General features: G+C 66.0%; 36 protein-coding genes. 19 read left to right on the plus strand and 17 right to left on the minus strand.

What is annotated here, in order from left to right; genetic code table 11:
• Window positions 1-42 precede the first annotated feature (42 nt).
• Entirely contained in the window at window positions 43-1011 is a 969-nt protein-coding gene (locus G6N46_RS05290; protein ID WP_138249091.1) for a TIGR03557 family F420-dependent LLM class oxidoreductase, read from the plus strand.
• On the opposite strand, the gene G6N46_RS05295 is transcribed toward G6N46_RS05290, so the two are convergent.
• Window positions 1002-1538: a Dps family protein gene (locus G6N46_RS05295; RefSeq protein ID WP_138249090.1), complete on the minus strand. Its 537-nt coding sequence runs from the start codon at window positions 1536-1538 to the stop codon at window positions 1002-1004. The two genes, G6N46_RS05290 and G6N46_RS05295, sit on opposite strands and share 10 nt — an antisense overlap.
• 73 nt (window positions 1539-1611) lie before the next feature.
• On the opposite strand from G6N46_RS05295, the gene ctaD reads away from it, so the two are divergent.
• A complete protein-coding gene (gene ctaD, locus G6N46_RS05300) occupies window positions 1612-3291 on the plus strand; it encodes an aa3-type cytochrome oxidase subunit I (protein ID WP_167526393.1) in 1680 nt (559 codons plus the stop codon).
• Window positions 3292-3311: 20 nt separating this feature from the next.
• On the opposite strand, the gene G6N46_RS05305 is transcribed toward ctaD, so the two are convergent.
• The 5 genes from G6N46_RS05305 to G6N46_RS05325 form a co-directional block, all read right to left on the minus strand.
• Entirely contained in the window at window positions 3312-3476 is a 165-nt protein-coding gene (locus tag G6N46_RS05305) for a low affinity iron permease family protein (protein ID WP_138249216.1), read from the minus strand.
• 126 nt (window positions 3477-3602) lie between these two features.
• Window positions 3603-4016 carry a low affinity iron permease family protein gene (locus G6N46_RS05310; protein ID WP_138249089.1) on the minus strand — a complete coding sequence of 138 codons (414 nt, stop codon included), beginning with the start codon at window positions 4014-4016 and terminating at the stop codon, window positions 3603-3605.
• Window positions 4013-5104, minus strand: a complete 1092-nt coding sequence (locus G6N46_RS05315; protein WP_138249088.1) for a M42 family metallopeptidase — start codon at window positions 5102-5104, stop codon at window positions 4013-4015. Before G6N46_RS05315 ends, G6N46_RS05310 begins: the two co-directional genes overlap by 4 nt.
• A gap of 5 nt (window positions 5105-5109) precedes the next feature.
• On the minus strand, window positions 5110-5670 hold the full coding sequence (locus tag G6N46_RS05320) for a hemerythrin domain-containing protein (RefSeq protein ID WP_138249087.1): 561 nt from the start codon (window positions 5668-5670) through the stop codon (window positions 5110-5112).
• A 75-nt stretch (window positions 5671-5745) separates the two neighbouring features.
• Window positions 5746-6765 (minus strand): iron-containing redox enzyme family protein, encoded by a 1020-nt coding sequence (locus tag G6N46_RS05325; protein WP_138249086.1) that lies wholly within the window; start codon window positions 6763-6765, stop codon window positions 5746-5748.
• 174 nt (window positions 6766-6939) lie between these two features.
• Here G6N46_RS05325 and G6N46_RS05330 point away from each other — a divergent pair, with 174 nt between their 5' ends.
• From G6N46_RS05330 to G6N46_RS05345, 4 genes are all read left to right on the plus strand, one after another.
• On the plus strand, window positions 6940-7239 hold the full coding sequence (locus G6N46_RS05330; protein WP_138249085.1) for a hypothetical protein: 300 nt from the start codon (window positions 6940-6942) through the stop codon (window positions 7237-7239).
• Window positions 7240-7337: 98 nt separating this feature from the next.
• Window positions 7338-7544: an Rv3202a family protein gene (locus G6N46_RS05335; protein WP_138249084.1), complete on the plus strand. Its 207-nt coding sequence runs from the start codon at window positions 7338-7340 to the stop codon at window positions 7542-7544.
• A complete protein-coding gene (locus G6N46_RS05340; RefSeq protein WP_138249083.1) occupies window positions 7544-8380 on the plus strand; it encodes an SDR family oxidoreductase in 837 nt (278 codons plus the stop codon). Before G6N46_RS05335 ends, G6N46_RS05340 begins: the two co-directional genes overlap by 1 nt.
• A 36-nt stretch (window positions 8381-8416) precedes the next feature.
• Window positions 8417-9199 carry a DoxX family membrane protein gene (locus G6N46_RS05345; RefSeq protein ID WP_138249082.1) on the plus strand — a complete coding sequence of 261 codons (783 nt, stop codon included), beginning with the start codon at window positions 8417-8419 and terminating at the stop codon, window positions 9197-9199.
• Between the two features lie 28 nt (window positions 9200-9227).
• On the opposite strand, the gene G6N46_RS28240 is transcribed toward G6N46_RS05345, so the two are convergent.
• The 3 genes from G6N46_RS28240 to G6N46_RS05355 form a co-directional block, all read right to left on the minus strand.
• Window positions 9228-9383 (minus strand): DUF6131 family protein, encoded by a 156-nt coding sequence (locus G6N46_RS28240; RefSeq protein ID WP_167526394.1) that lies wholly within the window; start codon window positions 9381-9383, stop codon window positions 9228-9230.
• Window positions 9384-9412: 29 nt separating this feature from the next.
• The gene (locus G6N46_RS05350) at window positions 9413-9625 is read right to left on the minus strand and encodes a hypothetical protein (RefSeq protein ID WP_138249081.1); all 213 of its coding nucleotides are present in this window, start codon (window positions 9623-9625) and stop codon (window positions 9413-9415) included.
• Window positions 9626-9714: 89 nt separating this feature from the next.
• Window positions 9715-10263 carry a nucleotidyltransferase family protein gene (locus G6N46_RS05355; RefSeq protein WP_138249080.1) on the minus strand — a complete coding sequence of 183 codons (549 nt, stop codon included), beginning with the start codon at window positions 10261-10263 and terminating at the stop codon, window positions 9715-9717.
• A gap of 55 nt (window positions 10264-10318) precedes the next feature.
• On the opposite strand from G6N46_RS05355, the gene G6N46_RS05360 reads away from it, so the two are divergent.
• From G6N46_RS05360 to G6N46_RS05370, 3 genes are all read left to right on the plus strand, one after another.
• On the plus strand, window positions 10319-11083 hold the full coding sequence (locus G6N46_RS05360; RefSeq protein WP_138249215.1) for an endonuclease/exonuclease/phosphatase family protein: 765 nt from the start codon (window positions 10319-10321) through the stop codon (window positions 11081-11083).
• A 122-nt stretch (window positions 11084-11205) separates the two neighbouring features.
• Window positions 11206-11883, plus strand: coding sequence for a methyltransferase (locus tag G6N46_RS05365; RefSeq protein WP_138249079.1), 678 nt, complete (start codon window positions 11206-11208; stop codon window positions 11881-11883).
• On the plus strand, window positions 11880-12116 hold the full coding sequence (locus tag G6N46_RS05370) for a CDGSH iron-sulfur domain-containing protein (RefSeq protein ID WP_138249078.1): 237 nt from the start codon (window positions 11880-11882) through the stop codon (window positions 12114-12116). The genes G6N46_RS05365 and G6N46_RS05370 overlap by 4 nt, the downstream gene beginning before the upstream one ends.
• Here G6N46_RS05370 and G6N46_RS05375 read toward each other — a convergent pair.
• Window positions 12098-12910: a SigB/SigF/SigG family RNA polymerase sigma factor gene (locus G6N46_RS05375; RefSeq protein ID WP_138249214.1), complete on the minus strand. Its 813-nt coding sequence runs from the start codon at window positions 12908-12910 to the stop codon at window positions 12098-12100. The genes G6N46_RS05370 and G6N46_RS05375 overlap by 19 nt on opposite strands.
• Before the next feature lie 279 nt (window positions 12911-13189).
• Complete coding sequence (locus tag G6N46_RS05380; RefSeq protein WP_138249077.1) at window positions 13190-14992, minus strand: thiamine pyrophosphate-requiring protein; 1803 nt, start codon at window positions 14990-14992, stop codon at window positions 13190-13192.
• 114 nt (window positions 14993-15106) lie between these two features.
• Between G6N46_RS05380 and G6N46_RS05385 the strand changes: the two genes are divergently transcribed.
• Genes G6N46_RS05385 through G6N46_RS05395 form a run of 3 tightly spaced genes read left to right on the plus strand, consistent with a single transcriptional unit; the run spans window position 15107 to window position 16242 of the window.
• Entirely contained in the window at window positions 15107-15478 is a 372-nt protein-coding gene (locus G6N46_RS05385; protein ID WP_226521837.1) for a hypothetical protein, read from the plus strand.
• Between the two features lie 16 nt (window positions 15479-15494).
• Window positions 15495-15731, plus strand: coding sequence for a hypothetical protein (locus tag G6N46_RS05390; protein ID WP_138249075.1), 237 nt, complete (start codon window positions 15495-15497; stop codon window positions 15729-15731).
• Window positions 15712-16242, plus strand: a complete 531-nt coding sequence (locus G6N46_RS05395) for a DUF6328 family protein (RefSeq protein WP_138249074.1) — start codon at window positions 15712-15714, stop codon at window positions 16240-16242. The genes G6N46_RS05390 and G6N46_RS05395 overlap by 20 nt, the downstream gene beginning before the upstream one ends.
• A 60-nt stretch (window positions 16243-16302) precedes the next feature.
• On the opposite strand, the gene mbp1 is transcribed toward G6N46_RS05395, so the two are convergent.
• Together mbp1 and G6N46_RS05405 are read right to left on the minus strand one after the other, a co-directional pair.
• Window positions 16303-16539 carry a microaggregate-binding protein 1 gene (gene mbp1, locus G6N46_RS05400; protein WP_138249073.1) on the minus strand — a complete coding sequence of 79 codons (237 nt, stop codon included), beginning with the start codon at window positions 16537-16539 and terminating at the stop codon, window positions 16303-16305.
• Window positions 16540-16582: 43 nt separating this feature from the next.
• Entirely contained in the window at window positions 16583-16825 is a 243-nt protein-coding gene (locus G6N46_RS05405; protein ID WP_138249072.1) for a hypothetical protein, read from the minus strand.
• Window positions 16826-17042: 217 nt separating this feature from the next.
• Between G6N46_RS05405 and G6N46_RS05410 the strand changes: the two genes are divergently transcribed.
• Genes G6N46_RS05410 through G6N46_RS05425 form a run of 4 tightly spaced genes read left to right on the plus strand, consistent with a single transcriptional unit; the run spans window position 17043 to window position 20880 of the window.
• Window positions 17043-17963: an alpha/beta hydrolase gene (locus G6N46_RS05410; RefSeq protein ID WP_138249071.1), complete on the plus strand. Its 921-nt coding sequence runs from the start codon at window positions 17043-17045 to the stop codon at window positions 17961-17963.
• 55 nt (window positions 17964-18018) lie between these two features.
• Window positions 18019-20127, plus strand: a complete 2109-nt coding sequence (locus tag G6N46_RS05415; protein WP_138249070.1) for a catalase — start codon at window positions 18019-18021, stop codon at window positions 20125-20127.
• Entirely contained in the window at window positions 20127-20426 is a 300-nt protein-coding gene (locus tag G6N46_RS05420) for a hypothetical protein (RefSeq protein ID WP_138249069.1), read from the plus strand. Before G6N46_RS05415 ends, G6N46_RS05420 begins: the two co-directional genes overlap by 1 nt.
• A gap of 40 nt (window positions 20427-20466) precedes the next feature.
• Complete coding sequence (locus tag G6N46_RS05425) at window positions 20467-20880, plus strand: ChaB family protein (RefSeq protein WP_061000666.1); 414 nt, start codon at window positions 20467-20469, stop codon at window positions 20878-20880.
• 4 nt (window positions 20881-20884) lie between these two features.
• On the opposite strand, the gene G6N46_RS05430 is transcribed toward G6N46_RS05425, so the two are convergent.
• Complete coding sequence (locus tag G6N46_RS05430) at window positions 20885-21316, minus strand: Rv2576c family protein (RefSeq protein WP_020101738.1); 432 nt, start codon at window positions 21314-21316, stop codon at window positions 20885-20887.
• 43 nt (window positions 21317-21359) lie between these two features.
• Entirely contained in the window at window positions 21360-21800 is a 441-nt protein-coding gene (gene dtd / locus G6N46_RS05435; protein ID WP_133426815.1) for a D-aminoacyl-tRNA deacylase, read from the minus strand.
• A gap of 44 nt (window positions 21801-21844) precedes the next feature.
• Here dtd and G6N46_RS05440 point away from each other — a divergent pair, with 44 nt between their 5' ends.
• Entirely contained in the window at window positions 21845-22906 is a 1062-nt protein-coding gene (locus G6N46_RS05440; RefSeq protein ID WP_163692608.1) for a catalase family peroxidase, read from the plus strand.
• Window positions 22903-23418, plus strand: a complete 516-nt coding sequence (locus tag G6N46_RS05445) for a cytochrome b (RefSeq protein WP_138249068.1) — start codon at window positions 22903-22905, stop codon at window positions 23416-23418. The genes G6N46_RS05440 and G6N46_RS05445 overlap by 4 nt, the downstream gene beginning before the upstream one ends.
• 205 nt (window positions 23419-23623) lie before the next feature.
• Here the strand turns inward: G6N46_RS05445 and hisS are convergent, their stop codons facing one another.
• Window positions 23624-24883 carry a histidine--tRNA ligase gene (gene hisS / locus G6N46_RS05450; protein ID WP_138249067.1) on the minus strand — a complete coding sequence of 420 codons (1260 nt, stop codon included), beginning with the start codon at window positions 24881-24883 and terminating at the stop codon, window positions 23624-23626.
• Window positions 24880-25545 (minus strand): MBL fold metallo-hydrolase, encoded by a 666-nt coding sequence (locus G6N46_RS05455; RefSeq protein ID WP_138249066.1) that lies wholly within the window; start codon window positions 25543-25545, stop codon window positions 24880-24882. The genes hisS and G6N46_RS05455 overlap by 4 nt, the downstream gene beginning before the upstream one ends.
• A gap of 32 nt (window positions 25546-25577) precedes the next feature.
• On the opposite strand from G6N46_RS05455, the gene G6N46_RS05460 reads away from it, so the two are divergent.
• Complete coding sequence (locus G6N46_RS05460) at window positions 25578-26354, plus strand: DsbA family protein (RefSeq protein WP_138249065.1); 777 nt, start codon at window positions 25578-25580, stop codon at window positions 26352-26354.
• Window positions 26355-26399 lie beyond the last annotated feature (45 nt).

Here is a 26399-nt window from a genome sequence, read left to right on the forward strand (position 1 = left end):
CCAACGGGATTGCCGGCCCGGCTTGCCGGGTACGCGGCCCACATGACGCATATCGGTTATTTCCTCTGCTGCGAACAGTTCGATCCCCACGACCTGATCTCTCAGGCCAGACGAGCCGAGGAAGCCGGTTTTCACGCGCTGTGGATATCTGATCACTTCCACCCGTGGCACGACGAACAGGGCCAGAGTCCGTTCGTCTGGGGCGTTCTGGGCGCGCTGTCCGAGGTCACGGCACTGCCCGTCACCACCGCCGTCACCTGCCCGACGTTCCGGATGCATCCCGCGATCATCGCGCAGGCCGCCGCCACCGCCGCCGTTCAGCTGCGCGGCGGTTTCCGGCTGGGTGTCGGCAGCGGTGAGGCGCTCAACGAGCACATCCTGGGCGACCCATGGCCGTCGGCCGGAGAACGGCTGGACCGACTCGCGGAAGCGGTGGCGCTCATCCGGGCCCTGCACCGCGGGGAAGAGCTGAACCACGACGGCCGCTACTTCCGGGTCCAGGACGCCCGCATCTACACGCTGCCGGATCACCGCATACCGATCTACGTATCGGGGTTCGGCCCGCAGGCGACCCGGCTGGCCGGGCGGATCGGCGACGGTTACTGCATCACGATGCCCGACGCCGAGCGGGTCGCCCTGTTCCGGGAAGCCGGTGGCGGCCGCAAGCCGGTGCAGGCCGGGATGAAGGTCTGCTGGGACGTCGACCCGGAATTCGCGGCCGACACGGCGCACAGACTGTGGGCCACCGAGCAACTACCCGGACAACTCAACCAGATACTGCCCCGGCCAACGGATTTCGTGTCCGCCGCGAGCCTGGTGCCGCGCGAGGCTGTGACGGACGCGATCGTGTGCGGGCCCGACATCGACGCCCACATCCAGCAGGTGCGCAAGTATGTCGATGCCGGCGTCGACGAGATCTACGTTCAGCAGATCGGCCCGGACATGGACGGTTTCTTCGACGCCTGGGAGCGCGACGTCCTGCCCGAATTCCAGACCTCGGCCTACGCCTGAGCCGCCGCCTGGCGCTCGGTGTGCGCACCGCCGCTGGCGAGCTCGCCGCCGGCCGATTCCAGATGGGCACGAACGAACCACTGGAACTTCTCCAGTTCGGCGACCTGACCGATCAGCATGTCCTGGGTGACCAGGTCGAGCTCGTCGAGTTCTTCGATGGCCTTACGCGCGTCCCTGATAACGCCGCCGTAGACCAAATCCAGCGCGGCAAGGTGCGCCTGCGCGGTATCGCGGCCGATCGAGTAGTCGTCCCAGGTGCGATGTTTGAGAATCGCCCCCGGCGTACCGTTCGGCGAGGCGCCCAATGCCGCCAGTCGCTCCGCGGTCTGATCCGCGTAACCGCGCACCAGCTCCACCTGCGGATCGATCATCTCGTGCACGCCAATGAAATTGGGGCCCACGACATTCCAATGCACATGCTTCAGCGTGAGATGCAGGTCGTTGTACGTGCTCAGCTGGATTTGCAACAGCACTCGGATCCGGCTGCTCTGTTCTTCGGAAAGTCCTGGAATGGTGAATTCGCTCATTGCCTGCCACTACCCATGGGGCCTCGGGGGCAAACACCGTTTAGCACGGCTGCGCCCCGGGTACCGCCCCCGGGTGACCGCTGTCGAAGTGCCGTTGACACCCGGGCGGCCGTTCCCGGCGCGCCGAAAGAGTTTGGGCGCCGTGCTGTACGGACTCGTCAGCACGACCGACCACAAGTTGATCGGCCAGATGTACCTGGCGGCATCGTTCGCGTTCTTCTTCAGCGCCGGAATCATGGCACTGCTGATGCGCACCGAACTCGCGATGCCGGGACTGCAGTTCCTGTCCAACGAACAGTACAACCAGCTGTTCACCGTGCACGGCACCGTGATGCTGCTGTTGTACGCGACGCCCGTCGTCTTCGGTTTCGCGAATCTGGTGCTGCCCCTGCAGATCGGCGCACCCGACGTCGCCTTCCCGCGGCTCAACGCGCTGTCGTTCTGGCTGTTCCTGTTCGGCGGGCTGCTGGTGCTGGCCGGATTCGTCGTGCCCGGCGGCGCAGCCGATTTCGGATGGACGGGGTACACCCCGCTGTCCGACGCCGTGCGCTCACCGGGGTCCGGCGGGGACCTGTGGGCGGTGGGCCTGATCGTGTCGGGCCTCGGCACCATCCTCGGCGCCGTCAACATGGTCACCACCGTGGTCTGTATGCGCTGTCCGGGGATGACCATGTTCCGCATGCCCATCTTCACCTGGAACATCGTCGCCACCGGCGTGCTGATTCTCCTCGCCTTCCCGATCCTGACCGCGGCCCTGTTCGGCCTGCTGGCACAGCGTCATCTGGGTGCCCACATCTACGATGCGGCCAACGGCGGCGCGATCCTCTGGCAACACTTGTTCTGGTTCTTCGGCCACCCCGAGGTGTACATCGTCGCGCTGCCGTTCTTCGGCATCGTCACCGAGATCATCCCGGTGTTCTCCCGAAAGCCGATATTCGGTTACACCACACTGATTTACGCGACGTGGGCCATCACGGTGCTGTCGGTCGCCGTGTGGGCGCACCACATGTTCGCCACGGGAGCCGTACTGCTGCCGTTCTTCTCGTTCATGACATTCCTGATCGCGGTCCCCACCGGCATCAAATTCTGGAACTGGATCGGCACCATGTGGAAGGGCCAGTTGACCTTCGAGACGCCCATGCTCTTCGCGGTCGGATTCCTCGTCACCTTCCTGTTGGGCGGACTTTCGGGCGTGCTGCTGGCCAGCCCGCCGCTGGACTTCCATGTGACGGACTCGTATTTCGTTGTGGCGCACTTCCATTACGTGCTGTTCGGCACCATCGTTTTTGCCACCTACGCCGGCATCTACTTCTGGTTCCCCAAGATGTGCGGCCGGCTGCTCGACGAGCGCCTGGGCAAACTGCACTTCTGGCTGACCTTCATCGGTTTCCACACGACCTTCCTCGTACAGCATTGGCTGGGCGACCAGGGCATGCCGCGCCGTTACGCGGATTACCTGCCCGGCGACGGCTTCGACGCGCTCAATCTGGTCTCCACGATCGGGTCGTTCATCCTGGCGCTGTCGGTACTTCCGTTCGTGTGGAACGTGTTCAAGAGCTGGCGTTACGGCGAGCCCGTCGTGGTCGACGACCCGTGGGGGCACGGTAACTCGCTGGAGTGGGCCACCAGCTGCCCGCCGCCGCGGCACAACTTCACCGAGCTGCCCCGGATCCGTTCGGAGCGGCCGGCGTTCGAGCTGCACTACCCGCACATGACCGAACGGATGCATGCCGAGTCGCATGTGGGCCGGTGACCGTCAGCAGCGGTTGACGCTCAGTGGTGCAGGCGGTCGTGCAGTTTCTCTTGTTCTGCGGTGTCGCGGCGTTCGGCGTCGATGACCTCGTCGCGGGCCGTCGCTGAGGTGACGATCAGTTCGTCGAGTTTGAGCAGAATCGCGCCGGTCTGGCGGTTGGTGGTTTGCTGAATGACGAAGAGCATCACCAGGGCAACCGGCCAGCAGGGCCGCGGCGGCCACCGCGAAAACTGCGACGCTGGCGTGCAGCGAACCGGCCCAACCGGTGATGGTGTCCATGAACCGGGCACCGGGTCTGGTGCCGTTCATCGTCAGCCGGTGCTTTCGCGCTCTTCGAGTCCGACGGCCTCGCGCAGTTGTTTCTCGTCGTCGCGGATGCTGTCGTTTTCATTGCCTTGGTGGTGCATCAAATCTGCCAGTGCGTCGGCGATGGCGTTGAGTTTGTGCTGGAGCGCGTCATCGGCACGCCTCTGGGTGTTCTGCAGCAGGGCGACCAGCAGGAACGTGATGATCGTCGTGATCGTGTTGATGACCAGCTGCCAGGTGTCGATGGTCATGAAGGCGAAAGTCGGCGCCCACACGACCACCAGCAGCACGCACGCGAGGAAGAACCAAGCGCGGGAGACGATTTCGGATGTGCTGGTGGCGAATCGGTCGAACCAGGGCACTTTACCGGAGACGCCGGACGGCATCACCTCAGAATCAGGGTTGTCGGTAGCGGTCATGGCGCATCCTTTCCGGATGTAGCCCTGTTTACCCGGGGCGCGCCCGCGAGAAACTCCACCAGCACCTCGGACAGTGTCTCGATGCCACCGCGCGGCACCACCTCATATCCGTGGGTGCTCAGTGTGGGCAGGCACAGCAGCCCGGCCGCAGCCGTGTGCCCATTCGACTTCGCATGCGACGCATCGGATTCGAACGCGCCCAGGACCGCCGGCTGTGGATCGGCGCCCAACGCCGTCGCCACGTCCATCAGCCGGTCCGCGACGCCCTTGTCGTAGACACACTGCGCGTCGCTGTAGCCGACGATCGGTCCACCGGTGACGGTGGTGCCGTACTCGGCTTCGGTCGGGCCGACCTCGAGTGCCAGGGTCAATTCACCGGGCAGGGCCCGGCTGGCGTACGAACCGCCGAGCCCGCCGACCTCCTCGCTGACCGTGCACACGAAGTACACGTCCTGCGGCGGTCGTTCCGGCCGCTGCCGCAACTCGCGTGCCGCCGACAGCAGCACCACCAGCAGCGCTCTGTCATCCATGAAGTACGACCCCAGGAAATCGTCGATCTCGACCAGTTCCCGCTTGCTTCGGTGGACGCACACGCGAGTGCCCGGGCGGATGCCGGCCGCGGTCAACTGCTCCGGCGTGCGGCCCGTGAACACGTACACGTCCGACCAGTTCAGTGCCCGGTCACCGCCGTCGGGTTTGGTCTGCCAGATCTGTGGACTTTCCTGCGTGGTGTGTTCGGATCCCACTGTGAGAACACCACATACATGCTCACGGTCACCCAGCATCAGCACCGGCCCGAGGCCGAAGTTCGCCGGATACATCGTGCCCAGCGGCGTCAGCCGCACTCTGCCGTCCGGCTGCACCCGCTTCACGAGCATCGACAATTCGTCCATGTGAGCCATGACGCGGATGGGCGGGTGCTCCTCCTCGCGCGCCGAGGAGGACACCCGCCCGACCACATTGCCCGCCCGGTCGACCCAAGCACTGTCGACCACGGGTGCCAGCTCCCGCAGGCAGATCTCGCGGACGGCGTCCTCCTGCCCACAGGGCCCGTACGCACGCAACAGTTCCTGCAGCAGCTCGATCATTGGACTCAGCGGACGCTCGAGATCACGTCCCGTACCCGGTCCAGCATCGCGGCGAACGGCCCGGCGATGAGGTTCGCAGCCGCGGACTCCACGCCGGGATGCGGCCGGGTCGGTGCCACCGCTTCGGCGAGTTTGGCGATCTCACCCATGCGTTCGAGTTCCTGCTGCGACAGCTCGGTCCCGAGTTTGGCGAACTCTTCCTTCTCCTCATGCTCGGCGTGCGCGAGCACGGCGTCGCGGAGTTTCGTCAGCTTGCCGGTGAACTCCTTGCTGTCGACGTCGAGTGACTCCAGCTCGGCCAGAAGCTTTTTCGCCTCGTGCTCTTCTTCCAGCCTGGCATCGACGACCTTCTCTCCGCCGGGGAGCTTCTGCTTCGCCCGCGGATGCACGATCTCCTCCTCAGCGGTTTCGTGCACCGCGAGGAGCCGGCGCAGATCCCGGAACGACCTCGCTCTCTCGTCGCCGGCCAGCACCAGGGTCTCGGTGAACAGTGCCTTGATCTGCTCGTGCTGATCAGTGAGGAGATCGATCACATCAGACGGGGATTTGAGGGCGTGTGAAGCCATATTTCCTCCTGTGAGAACGTCAGACGCGCTCGGGCTGTGAGCGCGTCCCCCACCGATTACCCGGTGCGCAGGCGGTCAAACGGGCCAGTGCTGCAGCGACGGGCACCCTGCCGCCCAGCTGGACAGCATGTGATCGGCGAGCCGTCCCTCGATCGCGTCGAAGGCCCGAATACCGAAAACGATGTCCCGCTCCAGGCCGGGCTCGCGCGACAGCAGGTCTGCCACGACCTCCCTGCGGACCACCTGTTCATGAACCGCGTCGGCCTCGACGTGCTCGCGGTAGAAGTCGACGCACGGCTGCGGGGCACCAAGTCTCTTGAGCCCCTTCACGATTCGGTGCGATCCCGGCGACGAGGTCAGTTCGGTTGCGGCGAAGTGGCCGACGGCCGCGCCACGCAGGTGGCGGTGCAGACCGAACATCGACATGAGGTTCACCGCGGCCAGGGTGCTGCCCGTGGCATTGCCGAGGTAGTGCAGATAGTCGCTGCGCAGACCCGCCGCATCGAGCAGATCGGCGAACAGCCGCTGGTGCATGGTTTCGTATCCGCCACGGCCGCCGTATTCGTCGTATTCCACCGCCACGAACGCGGCTTTCGCGCGACCGGTCAACCGCGGAATGATCCACGACTGCGGGTCGGCTTCCTTGAGGTGGTACAGCGAGCGATGCACGAAGTACTCCTGCATCTGCGGCCACGTCGCCTGATCTTGTAGGTAGACAGACAGACTCGAATCATCGACAGGTTCGGTGTCACAGCGGGCCAGCTCGGCGTGGGCCGTGCTGTCCGGGTCGATGTCGCCGACGAGTTCCCGGACGGCAGCCAGGAACCGCTCCTCGATGCGATGGCGAACGTCGAGGAGGGCAGGGTTCCATTCCCACTTTTCGTCGGTGTCGGCAAAACCCCGGTAGTGCAGTTCGTAGCAGACATACAGCGCCAGCTGCAGGTCGAGGCCGAAAGGGTCCGCATTCGCCAGCGGTAGCTGTATCCGCGCCAGGTATTGCGTGGGCAGCCGCTCGCCCAGCAGTCCGATCACGACATTGGACACGGGACCGCGGGCGTCCGGCAGCAAAGGCTGAACAAGTTCTTCTGTGCACATGAGACCTCCCCGATACCCGCAGGCGTGTGGCGCTAAACCCGCACCGTCCCAGCGGATTGGATGCCGTGGGCGCGCAGCCGTTCTGGGATGAGGTGAGTCACCGCACAGCGGGTGTAAAACCGCCTCGCACCGGGCATTACAACGTCGAGGACTGATCCCCCCAGGAGGCATTCCATGAAAGACCCCGTCGACCATGCTCGCACCACCCGGCCGCATGTCGGCGAATCCTTCAAGGACGGCACGAATGCTCCGGGTCTGGTGGCTGTTGGACTCGCGGTGGCGACCCTGGTCGTGAGCCTGTACTTCTTCGCCAGCGGGCAAGCGGGTACCGGTGGCGTGACCTTGGCGATCGCGGCCGTGCTGGCCGTGGGTGGCGGCGCGTGGCTGTTCGCACGGCACCGCCGCATCCGCCGCCGCGAACTCGACTATCTCCAGACGCACCCCGGTGCGCCGCGGACGCCACCGACGAGCTGAATCTGCCGATCACCCTTGCGCTGCAATCGATCTCGTGCACCGTGCGCCACCTGATCCGTAGAGTTTTTCCAGCGCGCGGGACGGGTATCCGCAGTGTCATGACACCAGAACAGTTCCCGGACGCGGTCCCCGACGCAGACGCCGCCGAGCAGTCACGCGACGTTCACGAACAGGTCCTCGACGACGAGGCCGCGGTCAGCGGCCGCGACAACCCGCCGACGGAGGCCGCCCCGCATGACTGGTTGGAGCAGACCGCGGACGTCGAAATAGACGCCGACGAGGACGATTTCGGGCGCGATGCCTGATGGACACACCGATCCCCTATCCCGGGCATACCGCCGACATGGCAGAGCAGCCGCATGACGAGATGCGCCGGTACGTCGGCCGCGGCCTCCTGAAAGGTCGCCGGGCCCTCATCACCGGCGGCGACTCCGGCATCGGGCGTGCGGTGGCGGCGGCGTTCGCCAAGGAAGGCGCAGACATCGCCATCGCCTACCTCGAAGAGCACGACGACGCGACCCACACCGCGACCGTGGTGGGTGCGGCCGGCCAGACGTGCGCCCTGTTCGCCGGTGATCTCGGCGAGCCCGCCCACTGCCGCGAGGTGGTGGCGCGCACCCTCGCCGAACTGGGCGGCCTCGACATCATCGTCAACAACGCCGCCTACCAATCGCCGGCAGACGATCTCACCGACATCACCGATGAACAATGGCGGCGGACGTTCGCCGTGAACATCGACAGTTATTTCCAGGTGACCAAAGCCGCGCTGGCTCATCTGCCGGACGGCGCGGCGATCATCAACACGGCGTCGGTGAACGGGCTACGCGGCAATGCGTCGCTGATGGACTATTCGGCCACCAAGGGCGCCGTCATCGCATTCACCTACGCGCTGGCCCAGTCACTGGCGAAACGTCGCGTCCGGGTGAACTGCGTTGCCCCCGGACCGGTCTGGACGCCGCTCATTCCGGCCACCATGCCGCAGGAGAAGGTCGAGTCGTTCGGCGACCACGCGCCGTTCGAGCGGCCGGCCCAGCCGGACGAGATCGCGCCGTCGTACGTCTTCTTCGCCGCCGACCAGTTGTCGTCGTACTACAGCGGTGAGGTACTGGCGCCCCTCGGCGGCGAGACGATGCCGGGGTGATGTTTGGGCCAGAGCCGCGGGGGAAACCCCTGCTTCATGATCATTCGTAGGATCGCCCGTCCGCTTCTTGCCACAGCGTTCATCGGACAGGGCGTCGAAACCCTGTTGAACACCGACTCCGGTGCCGAGGCCGTACGCCCCGCGCTCGACGGACTGAAGGACATGCCGGATCCCGTGGCACGCAACGTGCCGTCCAACGCCGTCGCCGTGGCGCAGGCGACTGCGGCCGCCCAGATCGCGGGCGGGCTGCTGCTGGCCACCGGACGCATTCCGCGCGTGGCCTCCGCGGTACTCGCGGCGACGGTGATTCCGGCAAATCTCGGCCATCACATGTTCTGGGCCGAGGACGATCCGGAGGCCAAGGCCGCCAAACGCCGGGGCTTCCTGGCCGACCTCAGCCTGCTGGGCGGCCTGATCCTCGCCTCGGCGGACACCGCCGGGAAGCCTTCGCTGGGCTGGCGGGGACGGCGCGCCGCCCAACGGGCCGCCGAGGCCCTCTCGTCGACGGTTCCGTCCAGGACCGAGATCGCCCTGGCCCGGATGCCGGAGTTGGGTGAGAAGGTCGGCCACGGTGTCCAAACCGGATTCGAGCACGGCCGCGAACTCGCCGGAGTCGCGCTCGAGAAATTGGAGGACGGCCTCGAGAAAGCCGCACCGTATGCGGAGTCCGCCTACCGGAAAGCCAGCGCACGTGCGTCGGAGTTGGCCGACACCGCTGCCCCCTATGCGGAATCCGCGTACCGGAAGGCCAGCGCACGCGCTGCGGAATTGGCCGATACCGCGGTCACCACCGCAAAGAAGGCAAAAGCCCGGGCCTGAGGCCCGGGCTTTTGCCCCTCGCGTCGCGTCAATACCAGTATCGGCGTCCGGCGACCGCATGACCGGCGGCCCCGAGGAGCCAGAAGATCGCGCCCACCACGACGAGCACGATGCCCAGGGTCCACAGCAGATACACGTTGAAGACGAAGCCCAGGATGAGCAGGACCACTCCCAAAGCAATCATGATGATCGTTTCCTTATCTCGGATGCGGCTTACCGCATCGCACTTGGTTGAGGCAGTCGGCAATCGACGACCTTCGGATTGACCCCGGCGTAGTTCAACGGCCCGGCTATCACGGTCAGCGCGATACGCCCTGCCGAACCGCAGCTGGTGTCGCCGCCGCGGAAATAGTCGCGCTGCCAGGCGGCCAGTACACCGATCAGCAGCCAGACCACCACGATGACGCCCACGCTTCCTCGCAACATGGCTCCTCCTACACAGACCCCTGTGGTCTCATCGGAAGAAGTACCCATGGGCGCGTGATGGCAAACTAACGCGCAAGAAAAAGACCCCGTCACCGGTCCAGACGGAGACGTGCCGCCAGCTCGAGAAAAGCCATGGCGAAGTCGTTTTCGGCCGCCAGCTCTCGAATTCGTGGCCAGTCGAGCTGCTCGCGAACGGCCCGCACCGCCGGGAGCAGTGGCGCGAAGTCGCAGTGATGTTCATTGAGCGTCAGCAGCTTCTGGGTTATCACCGCATCTGGGGTCAGGACCGGCATCGAGATGGCCAGCACGTCGCGCACCACGGCCCCGGCGAGCAGGACCGAGTCCACCGGAACACCGTTGATCCGGTGTAAGACATCGACGAGCACGCCGTCGAAGTACGCTTTGAAGAGCCAATCTTCGGGCGTTCGTTCGATGTCGAACCCGTTCTGCCCCAATATTTTCGCCGCTGACTCGGTGTCCGGCTCGGGAACGACGAAGTCGACGTCGTGGTCGGGTTCCGGAGCGCCGTACACCCACAGGGCGTAGCTGCCGGCAAGGGCGAAACTCTGGGCGTTCGCCTTGAAGGCGCTCGCCGCGGCGCGCAGTGCATTGCGCAGTGGGGTGCGTTCAGGACACATGATGGACCGAGCAATCAAAGCCGGCGTTCGTGGGTATCGAGTCATCATGACTTCGATGCGCCTCGCGACCTTCAACATCCTGCACGGCCGCACCGTCGGCGACGGCGTACATCTCGACAGACTGCGCCGCAGTATCAGCCTCCTCGACCCGGACATTCTGGCGCTGCAGGAAGTGGACTTCGACCAATCGCGTTCCGGCCGAGCGGATCTGACGGCGATCGCCGCCGAGGTGATGAACGCGGTGTCGCACCGTTTCGTCGCCGCCATCACCGGAACGCCCGGCGCCACCTGGATCGCGGCTACCGGCGAGGAACAGCCGGCGTCGGCGGCGTACGGCATCTCCCTGCTCTCGCGTTATCCGGCGAGCAGCTGGCAGGTGCTGCGGCTGCCCCGCATACCGACACGCTTTCCGATGTATCTGTCGGTACCCGGGAAAGTGCTGATCGTGCACGAGGAGCCACGCGCCGCCGTGCTGGCACGGCTCGATACGCCGTTGGGCGCCATGACGATCGCCAGCACGCATTTGTCGTTCGTGCCCGGCTGGAACCGGCATCAACTGCGGCAGTTGGCACGTACCGTCCGCGCCCTGCCGGGGCCACACGTCATTGCCGGCGATTTGAACATGGCAGCGGGCCCTGCAGCGCGCTGGTCGGGTATGCGGCCGCTGGCGTGTGCCGACACATTCCCGGCCGAGGCACCGACCCAGCAGCTCGACCACCTTCTGACCGACGACCGGCAGCTGACGGCGCTCCGACACACCACCCCACAGGTGGAACTCTCGGATCACCGCCCGTTGGCTGTCACCGTGACCCGGCATTGAGCCTTGTTACCCGTTCCCGGCGACATCAAAACCGTCCACCTCGTGCGGCGTTACCGATTCGAGGCGTTTGCCGAAGCCACTTCGCGGTTATATCGGAGAGGTTGATCCAGAGAGGAAGCCCGATGCTGAGCTCCGAAATCTCGCCTGAGTGCGCAAACGTTTATCTGCCGCAACATGATTCGCGGCTGTTGATCGAGGTCATGCGCCACCGCTGCCACCCGGCGGGCATGCGCGTCGCGGACCTGTGTACCGGCAGTGGGGTGGCAGCGATTGCTGCTTCCGATGCCGGAGCGGACACCGTGGTCGCCTTCGATACCTCGCACGCCGCCATCGCGGCGGCGCGTGCCAATGCCCGACTCGTCGGTGTTCCGATCGATGCGCGGCTCGGCTCCTGGTCTGCGGCAGTGGAACTCGAGCCGTTCGATCTGGTGTTGTGCAACCCGCCGTACGTACCGGAGCCGGCGAGCCGCGAACCGGTGATCGTCGGCGCCGGTGGCCCTCCCGCATCCTTCAACGCCGGTCCCGATGGCCGGCTCATCCTCGATCCGCTCTGCGCCGCGGCGCCCGGGCTGCTGCGGCGCGGCGGCACGGCACTGATCGTCCAGTCCGAGTTCGCCGACGTCGCGAGGAGCGTCACCGCCTTGCGGGACGGCGGGCTTCAGGCCGATGTGGTGGCGCGCCGCACCATCGCATTCGGGCCCGTGATGACCGCGCGCGCCCGCTGGTTGGAGGACACCGGTCGTTTGACCCCCGGACGGCGCACCGAAGAACTGGCCGTCATCAGGGCGGTGAAACGATGAGCCCCACCCGCAGAACCGTGCGAATCGTGCCGCGTGGCCCGATGTTGATCCAGGGTCCGGTCGAAGTCGAACTCGACGACGGGACCCGGGTCTGCTCCGACCGATTCATGGTCGCCATCTGCTGCTGCCAGCGCAGCAAGACCTATCCGTGGTGCGACACCAGTCATCGGCGGCAGACCCGGTCCGCCGCCGATGGCCGAAAGGGCGCCGCCGATCAGGCGCAACCCACTTGAGCTCGCAGGTCCCGCAAGGTCCGGTCCAATATCCGTGACACATGCATCTGCGAAACGCCGATCGAGTCCGCGATCTGCCGCTGCGTCATGGCACCGAAGTACCGGAGATAGAGCACCTTCTGCTCGCGGCGCGGCAGCGCTGCCAGCAGTGACCGTACCGATTCGCGATCGGTCACCCGGTCGAAGCCGGCATCCATCTCACCGAGCGAGTCACCGAGAGCCTGCGTTCGTGCGTCGTCGTCGCTGACGTTCACGTCCAGCGACTGGGGCTGGTACGCCTTGGCCGCCACGATGCTCTCGACGACCTGGTCGCGGTCGATCTCCAACTCTTCGGCGAGCTCCTCGATACTCGGCGCCCGCCTCAGGTCGTTCGTCAAATATGCGGTGGCACAAGCAATATCGTGCTGACGATCACGAATTCGCCTGGGTACGTGGACCTTCCAGCCATAGTCACGGAAGTATCGGCGCAACTCCCCCATCATCGTGGGCAGGGCGAATGCCACGAACCGTGACCCCCGCTCGGGGTCGAACCGGTTGACTGCCTGTAGCAAACCCACCCGGGCCACCTGGATCAGGTCTTCGAGATTCTCGCCGCGGCGGTCGAAGTGGCGCGCCACCCGGTCCGCCAGCGGGCAGCACCGCAGCACGATGCGTTCGAGTTGACGGGCGTAGGCGTCGGAGTTCGGCGGTAATTGACGGAGCAGCGCGACCATTGTGACCACATCCGCGTATTCGTCCTGGCTCGAGTCGTCCTCGAGCGGCTCGCTCACTTCACGAGAATCGTTTTCCAACAGAGAAACTGACATGCAGCACCCCTTCCAGGGTGTTACAGCACGCACGACACCAACGATTGACATCATTGACAATTACGAGAATGCGACATGCTGTTTTCCGCCTTACAGACGGAACGGCAATTTGCCGTAGTCGAACCCGACCACACTCGGCGAATCCTGAGAATTGAGGCCCCGCTCTGGACCGGATTCACGCGCCGAGTTGTAGTCCCTCGACTGATGCCGCTTTTGGCTAAGCGGTCACGCTGTGCAACAGCGTTGTGTTTCTCACACTACACGCGGCTACCCGGCGCCACCACCAGAACGGGTGATGAACTCCTGCGCCTTGGTTTTCATGCCCTGATAGACCAGGTGCCAGCCGTTGGGGTCACCCTTGAGAACCGCGGCGGTCATGTCTTTGATCTGTTCGTAGGTGGCATGCGGAGGAATCGGCGGCACTTCGGGATCGCACCTGACGTCCAATACGACGGGGCGGTCGGCACCCAGCGCCCGGTCCCAGGCCTCGCCGAGCCGATCGGGGTTGTCGACGGTGATGCCTTCCAGTCCCACGGCACAGGCGATCTCGGCATACGAGACGTCCGGTAGCGTTTGTGACGGCAGGAATTTGGGCGCCCCGCCCATTGCCCGCAGCTCCCAGGTGACCTGATTCAGGTCGCCATTGTGGAAGACACACACCACCAGCCGCGGGTCGGACCACTGCGCCATGTAGCGCTTGATGGTCAACAGCTCGGCCATCCCGTTCATCTGCATCGCACCGTCTCCGACGAGCGCCACAATCGGGCGGTCCGGATGCACGAACTTCGCACCGATCGCGTACGGCACCGCGGGTCCCATGGTGGCGAGGGTGCCCGACAGCGAACCGCGCATCTCACCGCGGAACTTGAGGCAACGCGCGTACCAATTGGTGGACGAACCGGAATCGGCCGTCACGATGGCGTTCGACGGTATCCGCAGCGAAAGCTCCCACGCGACCCGCATCGGGTTCACCGGCCGGGCCGACAGCATGCATTGGCGCTCGACGATGTCCCACCAGCGAGAGACGTTGTGCTCGAGGGTATCTCGCCACTTCCGGTCGGTTTTCGGCTCCACCAGTGGCAGTAGTGCACCGAGCGCGGCACTCGCATCGGCGACGATGTTGACCTCCGTCGGGTAACGCATGCCGATCGCCGCCCCGTCGATGTCGATCTGAATCGCCCGGGCCTGGCCGAACTTCGGCAGAAACTGGCTGTACGGAAAGTTCGATCCGACGATCAGCAGGGTGTCGCAGTCGCGCATCATCTCGTAGCTGGGTCGCGAGCCGAGCAGCCCGATCGAACCGGTGACATACGGCAGATCGTCGGACAGCACGTCCTTACCCAACAGCGCCTTGGCGACACCGGCCCCCGTCTTGTCGGCGAGTTCGCGTACCTGGCCGGCGGCACCGCGGGCACCCTGGCCGACCAGAATCGCCACGCGCTCACCGGCATTGAGTACCTCGGCAGCCTTGCGGACCTGTTCGTCCTGCGGATGCACCGCGGGTGGCACATACCGCGCATCGCTCGACGGCACCTGCTTGAACTCGTGTTGCGGAGGTTCGCACGGCTGCTCCTGCAGATCAGACGGGATCACCAGGGCCGTCGGCGCCCGCCGGGCCAGAGCGGTGCGGATCGCGCGGTCGAGCGCGTTGGGCAGTTGGTTGGCGACGTTGACCTCGACCAGGTAGTCGCTCGCGACATCCTTGTAGAGACTGTGCAGATCGACCTCCTGCTGATAACTACCGCCCATCGCGCTGCGCGCCGTCTGCCCGACGATCGCCACCACCGGAACGTGGTCGAGCTTCGCGTCGTACAGCCCGTTCAGCAGGTGGATGGCCCCGGGACCCGACGTCGCCATACAGACACCGACGCCACCGCCGAATTTGGCGTACCCGGTGGCTCCGAACGCAGCCATTTCTTCGTGGCGGGTCTGAATGAATTGCGGCTCATCGTCACTACGCCCGAACGCGGCCACGATCCCGTTGATGCCGTCGCCCGGATAGGCGAAGACGTGGCGGACATGCCATTGCCTGAGCCGCTCGAGCAGGTAATCCCCAACAGTCGTCGTCATACGGGCGACGTACCCCCGCGATACCGGACGAAACAGGCGTTTCGCGGTTCGACCGCCCGGGTACGCCCACCACAGGACAGTACGAATGAAACCCGCTATCACCGGGAGGTGTCGATGTCTGAGGTCCAGACCGGGGCGATCGCGCAACACGATGCAGACGCACAGGGAGACGGACACCGGCGCCGCACCGTCATCAATTGGGTGCTGGCCGGCCTCACCGTGCCGGGTGCTCTTGCCATCATCTTGTATCAGTACGCCCAGGTCCTCGCGACCGCGGGCTGCTCCGAACGCACCTGCGCCAAGCTGGGTCCGAGCCCGTTCGTGTTCGGGCTGATCGAGTACGGTGCGCCTGTTGTCGCGGTGCTGGCCGTCGCGCTGTCGTTCGTGACCGCGAAGACCCGACGCGGCATCGTGGTGCCGCTCGTCGCCTGGGCGCTGTTGATCGCCGGATTCGCCGTCCTCACGTTCAGTTTCGAAACCCCCTGACGGGAAAGGGGTTCCGGTGACCACCGACACCACGACCGAAACCGTCCGCCCCGCCGACGTCACGGAGGGTGACGTCATCGAGGACCCGGCGGGAGGCCGCTGGCTCACCGTCCGCGAAATCCAGGTGGAATCCTTGCCCCACAAGGACATCTTCAGTTTCTACGGTTCGGGGCCCGACGACCGCATCACTGTCGTCGACCGCGAAAAAGTTCGACGCAAGAGCGATGTGTCTGATGACGGGCGAGCACGTTGACGAGGGACCATCCGACCAGCGATGGGACCGGATGGCCCGTCACGAGACCGAAATGGAGCGACTGGACCGCAATTGGTCGAGTCTGTTGCAGGAACTCCGCGTCGCCCAGACCGGAGTGCAACTGCTCACCGGATTTCTGATGACCCTGCCGTTCCAACAACGGTTCACCACACTGGATGACCAGAGCCAGACCGTCTACCTGGCGACCGTGGCCTTCTCCGTTGCGTCGGCGATTCTGCTGATAGCGCCAGTTGGCATGCACCGCATACTCTTTCGGCAACGACGCATGTCGCTGATCGTTGCCGCGGCGCACCGGTGCGCCTTCTATGGCCTGCTCCTGCTCGGCATGGCACTGACCGGGGTGACCGAGCTGATCTTCGGTACCGTCGCGGGCCAGGTGGCGGGCTGGATCGCCGGCGGCATCGGCCTGGCCGGATTCTGCACGTTCTGGGTGCTGGTGCCATTGGCGATGCAGAACAGCGGACCCAACGATACCGCTCGCGCACAATAGTTTTCGCGCAAGAAGCGGCCCGGCCTCCCCACAGTTCAAGGAAGCCGGGCCGTTCTGGCTCTACTGGTTCTGCTGCTGTCGCTTCTCGGCGGCCTCCGCCCCGGAGCGGGCCGACTCGGCCTGCGCCTCGTGCTTGGCCGCATCACGTTCGGCGTCCGCCTTGTCCTGCTGGGCCTGCCCCTCACGGACCATGTCGTCCCGGCCGACAACGCTACCTGCGGCTTCCTTCAGCTTGCCCTTGACACCCTCGACGGTGCCCTTGATGCCCTCTTCAGGACCACTCTTGTTCTCTCCCAATGCATTTCCTCCTTGTGTTGTACTCAGGTGCGATCGAAGTCCGTCACACCACGCGCTTGGCGAGCAGCGCCTTGCCCTGCTCGGCGCCCTTGCGGCTTTCGTGCTGCGCCCGCTTGAACAGATCGATGAGTTCGGTATCGCCCTGGCGCTCAGCGTCGGCGCAGTAGCGTTCCATGCGGAGCGCGTTGCTCAGGCAGTTCTCCACGAACCAGATCAGGTTGTAGTCCTTGTCCGCGGTTCCGGTGAAGACGCCGGTGTCGGAGCCGGTATCGATATGCGTGGTCATACGCCATTCCTCCAAACATGCTTGATTCCGTTGAACAATCCGGCACTACCGACATACCTGGTCCATGCCCATCGGAAACCTGCTCCGGCACAACGTTTGACCAAATCTGGCACGGGTATCGAGTGCGCAGGAGTTGATCACAATGCGAAATACCCGGCATGGCCAGGGCGTACGGCATCACCACCGCCGCAGCCCGCAATCTCACGCAATCGGCGCCATGTGCCGGGTATTCGTGAAGAACGCGGTGCGGATGTGGTCACTGCAACCGAATCTGCACTGGCCCTTCAGCGCCATCGATCAGATCGCCGCGCTGGCCCCGCTGCCCAGGTCGGCGACCGTTCGGCGCGTCCGCTTGCCGTCCTGTCGGGCCGAATTGATCGGCACCGGCGCGTCGGCCCGGCGCGCCATTCTCTATCTGCACGGCGGCGCGTTCCTCACCTGTGGTCTCAACACGCACCGGTCCTTTGCCGCCCAGCTGTCCCGCAGTGCAGATGCCGACGTGCTCAACGTCGGATACCGCATGCTGCCCGAGCACGGACTGTCGGCAGCGCTGTCCGACGCCGTCGACGGGCTGCGCTGGCTGCTGCGCCGCGGGTACCACTGGTCCGACATCGTGGTTGCCGGAGATTCCGCGGGCGGCTACCTGGCCCTGCAGACCGCCGCCGACCTGCTTCGGCACGGTAACCCGCCCACCGCCGGCGTGGTGGCCATCTCGCCACTGACAACGCTGAATCCGCACGACAAAGCCCCCGGCGGCAAAGACCGCTGCGCGATGTTCACGGCGCGCGCGATGACATCGTTCATGCGCTACGTCGCCGCGCACGGTGAGAAGAACCCGGCCGGGCAGCCCATCGCCTCGCCTGTCGACGCCGACCTGCACCGGATGCCGCCGGTGTCGATCCACGTCAGCAGCGACGAGTTTCTCCGGCCCGACGCGGAACTGATGTACGAGCGGCTGACCGCGGCCGGGGCACAGTGCGAACTTCATATGTGGGACGGGCAGATTCACGATTTCCCGCTCGCCGCCGCCGTCCTGCCCGAGGGGCGGCGGGCAATTCGTTACCTCGGCGACTTCGTCCAGCAGGTCGCCCCCGCGCCGAACGAACACCGGGAGTACCCACCGGCCGCGTCGCTGTGAACCAGGAGTACCAACCGCCGCGTTTGTTGCCGATCGCGACGGGTAACCAGACACGGTGGACGAAACATCGAATGCGAAGAACGAGCAGCTCGAAGCCGCGCGGGTCGACAACAACGCGGGTTTCCTGACCACGCAACAGGGCGTCCGGGTTCCGCACACCGACGACGCCCTCACCGCAGGTGAGCGCGGTCCCACCCTGCTGGAGGACTTCCATGCACGGGAGAAGATCACGCACTTCGACCACGAACGCATCCCCGAGCGGGTCGTGCACGCGCGCGGCGCGGGCGCGTATGGATACTTCGAGCCCTACGACGATTCGCTGACCGACTTCACCACGGCGAAATTCCTGACCACACCGGGCCTGCGCACGCCGGTGTTCGTCCGCTTCTCCACCGTCGCGGGGTCCCGCGGCTCCGCCGATACCGTGCGCGACGTACGCGGCTTCGCCACCAAGTTCTATACCGAACAGGGCAACTACGACCTCGTCGGCAACAACTTTCCTGTCTTCTTCATCCAGGACGGCATCAAGTTCCCCGACTTCGTCCACGCGGTGAAGCCGGAGCCGCACAACGAGATTCCGCAAGCGGCGTCGGCCCACAACACGCTGTGGGACTTCGTGTCGCTGCAGCCGGAGACGCTGCACGCGATCATGTGGCTGATGTCCGACCGGGCCCTGCCGCGCAGCTACCGGATGATGGAGGGTTTCGGCGTGCACACCTTCCGGCTGGTGAACGCCGCCGGCGAGGGCGTGTTCGTGAAGTTCCATTGGAAGCCGAAACTCGGTGTGCACTCACTACTGTGGGAGGAATGCCAGCAGATCGCCGGTAAGGACCCGGACTTCAATCGTCGTGACCTGTGGGACGCCATCGAGGCCGGCCAGTTCCCTGAGTGGGAGCTCGGTGTCCAGCTGATCCCCGAATCCGACGAGTTCGCGTTCCCGTTCGATCTGCTCGACTCGACCAAACTTGTTCCAGAGGAACGGGTTCCGGTGATCCCCGTCGGCCGGATGGTGCTCGACCGCAACCCGGACAACTTCTTCGCCGAGACCGAGCAGGTCGCGTTCCACACCGCCAATCTGGTCCCGGGCATCGATTTCACCAACGATCCCCTGCTGCAGTTCCGCAACTTCTCCTACCTCGACACCCAGCTGATCCGGTTGGGTGGGCCGAATTTCGCGCACCTGCCGGTAAACCGGCCCATCGCGGCGGTCACCAACAATCAGCGCGACGGCTCCGGTCAGCACACCATCCCCCAGGGGACCACGAGTTACCTCAAGAACAACCTCGGCGGTGGCTGTCCCGCACTGGCGGACGAGGATGCCTTCCGGCACTACACCGAACGCGTCGACGGTCACAAGATCCGCAGCCGCGCAGAGAGTTTCAAGGATTACTACAGCCAGCCCCGAATGTTCTGGCTCAGCATGTCGACCGCAGAGCAGGACCACATTGTCGCCGCGTTCGCGTTCGAACTCGGCAAGGTCGGCCCCGAGACCGGCATCCGGCCACGAGTCATCGCACAGCTCAACATGATCGACCACGAACTCGCCGAGCGGGTCGCCGCCAAGCTCGGAGCACTGGCGCCGGATGAGGTCGCCGTTCCCGATCGCGTGGTGTCGTCGCCGGCGTTGTCGCAGCTGAACACCGCGACCGATTCCATCGTCAGCCGCCGAATCGCCGTCCTGGCCGCCGACGGCGTGGACCTGCGGGGCACCGAACGGACCGCGGCCGCCCTCAGGGAGTTGGGCGCCACCGTCGACGTCGTCGGCCTCATCGGTGGCGGCACCATCACCACCGACACCGGCCAGGAACTCGCCGTCGACCTCGGCCTCAACACCACCTCGTCGTCGGTCTACGACGCGGTATTGGTCCCGGGGGCGCTGGACTCCGTTCAGCTACTCGCACAGGACGGTTCGGCGATCCATTTCGTCGGCGAGGCCTACAAACACCTGAAGCCGGTCGCCGCGTTCGGTGCGGGCATCGGTTTACTACGCGCCGCGGGGATCAATCCCGAATCCGCCGGTCTGACCGAAACCCACACGGACAGAGGCGTTGTCACGACGACATCGCACGGCGGCGCGCTCGACGAGCTGTTCATCGAGGCGTTCATCGACACGATCCGGCGGCACCGGACGTGGAACCGGGCGACCGAGGCGGTGCCGGCCTGATGTCTGTACCGGGCGATCCCCACTCCGAGCCGGACGACGACCACATGCTCACCCCGAGCGAGTCGACGGACTCCGACGAGTTGCACAACCGCGACGGCGATCAGACCGTCGAGCCACCCGAAGGCTGGCATGGGGCAGATCAATTCGGTCTGCTCGAGGAAGAAGCGGAAGAGGGTGAGTCCCTCGACGACAAGCTGGCCGCAGAAGAGCCGGATGTGGTCGGCGGCCCGGTCACACCTCAAGCCGAGGAAGACGCCTCGTTCTTCCCGGTCGTCGACGACGATTCGGACACCAATTGATCTGCCCGCCAGATGTTTTCACACCGTGAGGAGGAGTGTCATGCCGAAGACCACCAAGAAGGGGCAAGCCAAGAAGAGTGAGCTGCCCAGCACGCTGCAGAAGTCGAGTCCCAAGGCACAACGTACGTTCGCGAAAGCGCACGACTCGGCCGCCGAGGAATACGGCGAAGGTGAACGTGCCCACCGGGTCGCGTACTCAGCGCTCAAGCACAGCTACGAGAAGGTCGGCGACCACTGGGAGAAGAAGGACCACAAGGGCCCGTCGGATGAGCGGGCGCGCAGCGGCGGGCCCAACGCCCGCGGCAAGACCGCCGAGGGCGTCGATACCCAGGCCACCAAGAAACATCTCATGGACGTCGCGCGCCGGCTCGACATCCGGGGCCGGTCGACCATGAACAAAGGCGAGCTGGTCGACGCGATCGAGAAGGCCAACCGGCGGGCGAGCCGCCGCTAGCGAACTACCACTGACCGAGCTGGCACTGCACGTTGTACGGCGCGGTCTGGTGCGCTGCCGACTGCCCGTCGACCGCGATGTCGCACGTCGAGTCCGGAGCGGCCTGGCCACCGTGCGTGGTGCTGCTGACGGTGAAGATCGCCCACTGCGGGTCGGCGAGCGTCGTGGTGAACACCCACGGGGCGTCGGGACCGACGGTGACCGTCTCGCGCTTGAGGTAGGCGTAGGCGTCGGCGTTGTACGCGGCCTTGTTCGCCGGCTGATTGACCAGGTAGAGCAGGTCGAAGGTGGCCGGGCCGCCCACCGACAGCGTGTACCGGACCTCGTGGCCGGCCGGGGCGGCAGACGCCACCGGCGCCATCAGCCCAGCGGCCGCCACTGCTGCCGCGCCACACACCACTGACAACTTGACTGTCGCTTTACGCATGCCGGTCATATCGACTGACCGTACCGGACCGTTACACCCTGCATCAGACGTATCACCCCGCCTGCAGCTCCAACAGCACCGTCACGGGCCCGTCGTTGACCAGTTCGACCTGCATATGGGCGCCGAACCGCCCGGTGGCGACCTCTGCGCCCAGCGCCCGCAGCGCCGCCGCGAACTCGTCGACGAGCGGCTCGGCGACCGGCCCGGGCGCCGCGGCGTTCCACGACGGCCGGCGGCCCTTGGCGGTGTCGGCGTAGAGGGTGAACTGACTGATCACGAGAATCGGGGCACCGGCATCGGCGGCGCTCAGCTCGCCGTCGAGGATGCGCAGCCGCCACAGTTTGTCGGCCATCTTGCGCACCACCGCGGCGTCGTCGGTGTGGGTGAGACCGACGAGCGCGACCAGGCCCTGAGGATTCGGGGCGATCGCACCGACCGTCTGCCCGTCGACCGTCACCCGCGCCGACGTCACCCGCTGCACCAGTACCCGCACGTTCGCAGATGTTGCCACAGCAGTTTGTGGTACCTGTGGTGGTCATGGACGGCCCATCCTGGCGCGGTACTCCCCTGACCCGGCGTTCGGTCCTGGTTGGCCTCGGCGCCGTCGGGGCGTTCCTCGCCGTGGACCTCGGACTGGTCGCATACACCAGCCGCGCGGGCACGCTGACCCGCCAGACGTTCCTGGACGGCTTCCGGAAAGTCTTCGGCGATCACCCCGGATTCCGGAAGAACCACGCCAAAGGGCTCTCGGTCGTCGGCCATTTCATGAGCAACGGCAACGCGGCGGCCCTGTCCCGCGCCGTGGTCTTCGGCCCGGGTGAAACGCCCGTCGCGGGCCGGTTCTCCCTGGCCGGCGGCAACCCGACGGTCGCCGACACCCCCGGCGCGGCCCGCGGGCTCGGCCTGGCCATCGGCTTCCCTGGTGCCGGTCAGTGGCGGACCGCGATGCTGAACCTCCCGGTGTTCCTCGACAACTCACCGCAGGGCTTCTATGACCGGCTGCTGGCGTCCAAACCGGTCGCCGACGGCAAGCCCGACCCGAAGGCCATGGCCGACTTCCTCAGCCGGCACCCCGAGACCGCGGCGGCGACGGCTTTGGTCAAGAAAAGCCCGCCCACACCGGGTTTCGCCGACAGCACCTTCTCGGGTCTGCACAAGTTCTATCTGGTGAACCATGCCGGTGTCCGTACGCCGGTCCGCTGGTCGTTCGTTCCTCAGCAGGCCGCGCTACCGCCGAAGTCCGACGACCCCAACGCGTTGTTCGACGCGTTGGTCCTGCAGTTGAAAAAGGCTCCGCTGCAGTGGAATCTGCGACTGACCGTCGGCCGTGACGGTGACCCGACCGATCCGACGCTGCCGTGGCCGGCCGACCGGCAGGTCATCGACGCCGGCGTCCTGACCCTCACCGAAGCCCAGACCGATGCCGCCGGCAATGCCCGCGACATCAACTTCGATCCCCTGGTCCTGCCCGACGGCATCGAACCCTCCGATGATCCGCTGCTCAGCGCCCGGTCGGCCGTGTACGCCGGGTCGTACCGGGCCCGGACCATCGAGCCGAAAACCGCTCCGGCCGTTCAGGTTCAGGAGGTCAAGCCATGACCGGCCGCTTCCCCATCCGCACCCGCGTGCTGCACTGGCTGACCGCGGTGGCGGTCTTCGCCGCGCTGCTGATCGGCTTCACGATGACCAACCAGATCGGCTCCCACGCAGCCCTGGTCGCCGTCCACATGACACTGGGCATCAGCATCCTGGTCATCGTGATCGTCCGGGCGGCAAACAGATTCACCCACAAGCCGCCGAAGTGGCCCGACACGGTGGGACCGCTGGAAGGCAGACTGATTGCCGGGTCCGAGCTGGCGATGTACGCCATGCTGCTGGTGCAGCCGCTGGTCGGCTGGGCCATGGTGTCGGCGTCGGACACCCCGGTACGGGCCTTCGGATTGACGCTGCCCGGCCTCGTCCCCTTCGACGCCGACCTGTACGGCATTCTGCGGCAGGCACATTCGGTGGTGGCCTACCTGCTGGTGGCCGCCATCGCCGCGCACGTCAGCGCCATCCTGCTCCACACCCTGACCCTCCGCGACGGCATGCTCCGCCGCATGACCCACTGAGCGCTCTCCCGCGCCACCTCTCCCGCGCCCCCCTTCCCGCGAGACCTCTCCCGCGAGCGGCCGTGTTTGTACCCGACACGCCGTCAACCCATGACATTGTGGGGCCACTCGTCGGCCGCGAGCGACCCCAAAGTGCACACACGATCCGGCGTGTTGCCGTACAGACACGGCCGCTCGCGGGAAGTGTTGTTTCCGCGGGAAGTGGTTACTGCAGTCGGGCGGCGACAGCGGCAGCGACGTCTGCGATGGGCACGTCGACCTGCTCGCCGTTCGACAGATCCTTGACGCCGACGGTGCCGGCCTCGATGTCGCGGTCACCGGCGACCAGGGCCACCTTGGCACCGGAGCGGTCGGCGGCCTTCATCGCGCCCTTGAGGCCGCGGTCGCCGTAGCACATGTCGGTACGCACACCCGAACCACGCAGGGCCGCAACGATCTTCGCCAGTTCCAGCTTGGCCGGCGCGCCCAGCGGCACGGCGTACACATCGACCGCCGCAGGCGACGCCACCGTCTTGCCCTCGGCCTTGAGCGCCAGCACCGTGCGGTCGACGCCCAGACCGAAGCCGATGCCCGACAGGTCCTGCCCGCCCAGCTGCTTCATCAGGCCGTCGTACCGGCCACCGCCGCCGATGCCGGACTGCGCGCCGAGGCCGTCGTGCACGAACTCGAACGTGGTCTTGGTGTAGTAGTCGAGGCCGCGGACCATGCGTGGGTTGATGACGTACGGCACGCCGAGGGCGTCCAGGTGTGCCAGCACGGTGTCGAAGTGTTCCTTGGCGGCCTCCGACAGGTGATCCAGCATCACCGGGGCGTCGGCCGTCATCTCCTTGACGTGTGGCCGCTTGTCGTCGAGCACGCGCAGCGGGTTGATCTCGGCGCGGCGTCGGGTGTCCTCGTCGAGGTCCAGCTTGAACAGGAAGTCCTGCAACAACTTCCGGTACTGCGGGCGACAGGTGTCGTCACCCAGTGAGGTGATCTCCAGGCGGAACCCGTCGAGGCCCAGCGAGCGGAAACCGGCGTCGGCCACCGCGATCACCTCGGCGTCCAGCGCGGGGTCGTCGATGCCGATGGCCTCCACACCCACCTGCTGCAGCTGGCGGTAGCGGCCGGCCTGCGGCCGCTCGTAGCGGAAGAACGGTCCGGAGTACCGCAGCTTGGCGGGCAGCGCGCCGCGGTCGAGGCCGTGTTCGATGACGGCCCGCATGACGCCGGCGGTACCCTCCGGGCGCAGCGTGACGGAGCGGTCACCGCGGTCGGCGAAGGTGTACATCTCCTTGGACACCACATCGGTGGACTCCCCCACACCGCGGGCGAACAGCGCGGTGTCCTCGAACACCGGCAACTCGATGTGGCCGTACCCGGCCAGCCGCGCGACGTTCAGCAGACCATCGCGCACCGCGACGAATTCGGCCGAGTCCGGGGGCAGGTAATCCGGGACGCCCTTGGGCGCCTGAAAATCGCTCAACTTGATAAGCCTTCGAGGAATGGGTTGGTACGGCGTTCGGCGCCGATCGTGGTCTGCGGGCCGTGCCCAGGTAGTACCACGGTGTCGTCGTCGAGCACCAACAGTTTTGTCACGATCGAGTCCAGCAGGTCCCGGCCGCTGCCGCCCGGGAGATCGGTGCGGCCCACCGACTGCTTGAACAAGGTGTCGCCGGTGAATGCCAGGTCGGCCGGCCCATCGCTGACGCGGAACACCACCGACCCCCGGGTGTGGCCCGGCGTGTGGTCCACGGTGACGGTGATGCCGCCCAGGTCGAGCTTGTCACCGTCGCGGTCCAGTTCGACAACCTGCTTGGGCTCGGAGAACAGCACCCCGAACGCCAGCTGGGCCAGCCGCGGACCGAACCCCTTGATCGGATCGGTCAGCATGAACCGGTCCTCGGGGTGGATGTACACCGGGCAGCCGTAGGTGTCCGCCACCTTCTGCGCCGACCAGATGTGGTCGACGTGGCCATGGGTGAGCAGCACCGCCGCCGGGGTGAGCCGATTTTCATCCAGGATTTCGCGGATGCGGCCCATGGCCCGCTGGCCCGGGTCGACGATGATGGCGTCCGACCCGGCGCGCGCCGCGAGGATGTAGCAGTTGCACTGCAACATCCCGGCCGGAAACCCCGTCAACAACACGAAGCCATTTTCCCACGTGGGAAACTGCCTCCATGACGCAGCCAGGCCCCTGGGGACCCCCGCCGCAATACGGTCCGGGCTTTCCGCCACCGAAGAAGTCCCGCACCGGCTGGGTGATGTTCGCCGTGATCGCCGTCATCGCGCTGGTCGCGGCGGGTGTCGCCGCCGTCATCGTGCTTCGCCACGAGAACGAGCCCGTCGGTGGCGCCGCCGCGACGTCATCGACGGATTCCGGGCCGACGCCCCTGCACTCGATCCACCTCGCCGCGGCGAACGTCGTGACCAAGCCGGGCAGTTCCGAGCCGAAGGCCACGCTCACGGTCTACGAGGACTTCCTGTGCCCGTTCTGCCGCCGGTTCGAGCAGGTCTACGGTCCGACCATCGGCAAGCTGATCACCGACGGCCGCGTCGCCGTGGACTACACCATGGTGTCGATCCTGGGCCGTGGCGACGTGACGTCGTACTCAGTGCGGGCGGGCGCGGCGGCATACTGCGTGGCCGACGCCGACACCGCGGCGTTCCAGCGGTTCCATGCCGCGCTGTTCGCGCATCAGCCCGAGGAGGGGGCGGCGTCGTACCCGTCCGATGACGAGCTGGTCGCACAGGCCGGGAAAGCCGGCGCACCTGATTCGGTTGCCGACTGCATCACCAGTGGCAAGTACCGCGGCATGGTCAACAACGCGGTGAAGAGCGCAGGTATCAACTCGACGCCGACGGTGCTGCTCAACGGCGCCGACATCGGCGACGCCGTGCTGCAGAGCCCCGATCCACAGGCGCTGCTGGACCAGCTCAAGACCGTCTCAGGGTGACCTGGCACACTCGGTTCCGAACAAGGCGGGGCACTTGCCCCGACC

Source organism: Mycolicibacterium phocaicum (genome assembly GCF_010731115.1).
Classification (GTDB): Bacteria; Actinomycetota; Actinomycetes; order Mycobacteriales; family Mycobacteriaceae; genus Mycobacterium; species Mycobacterium phocaicum.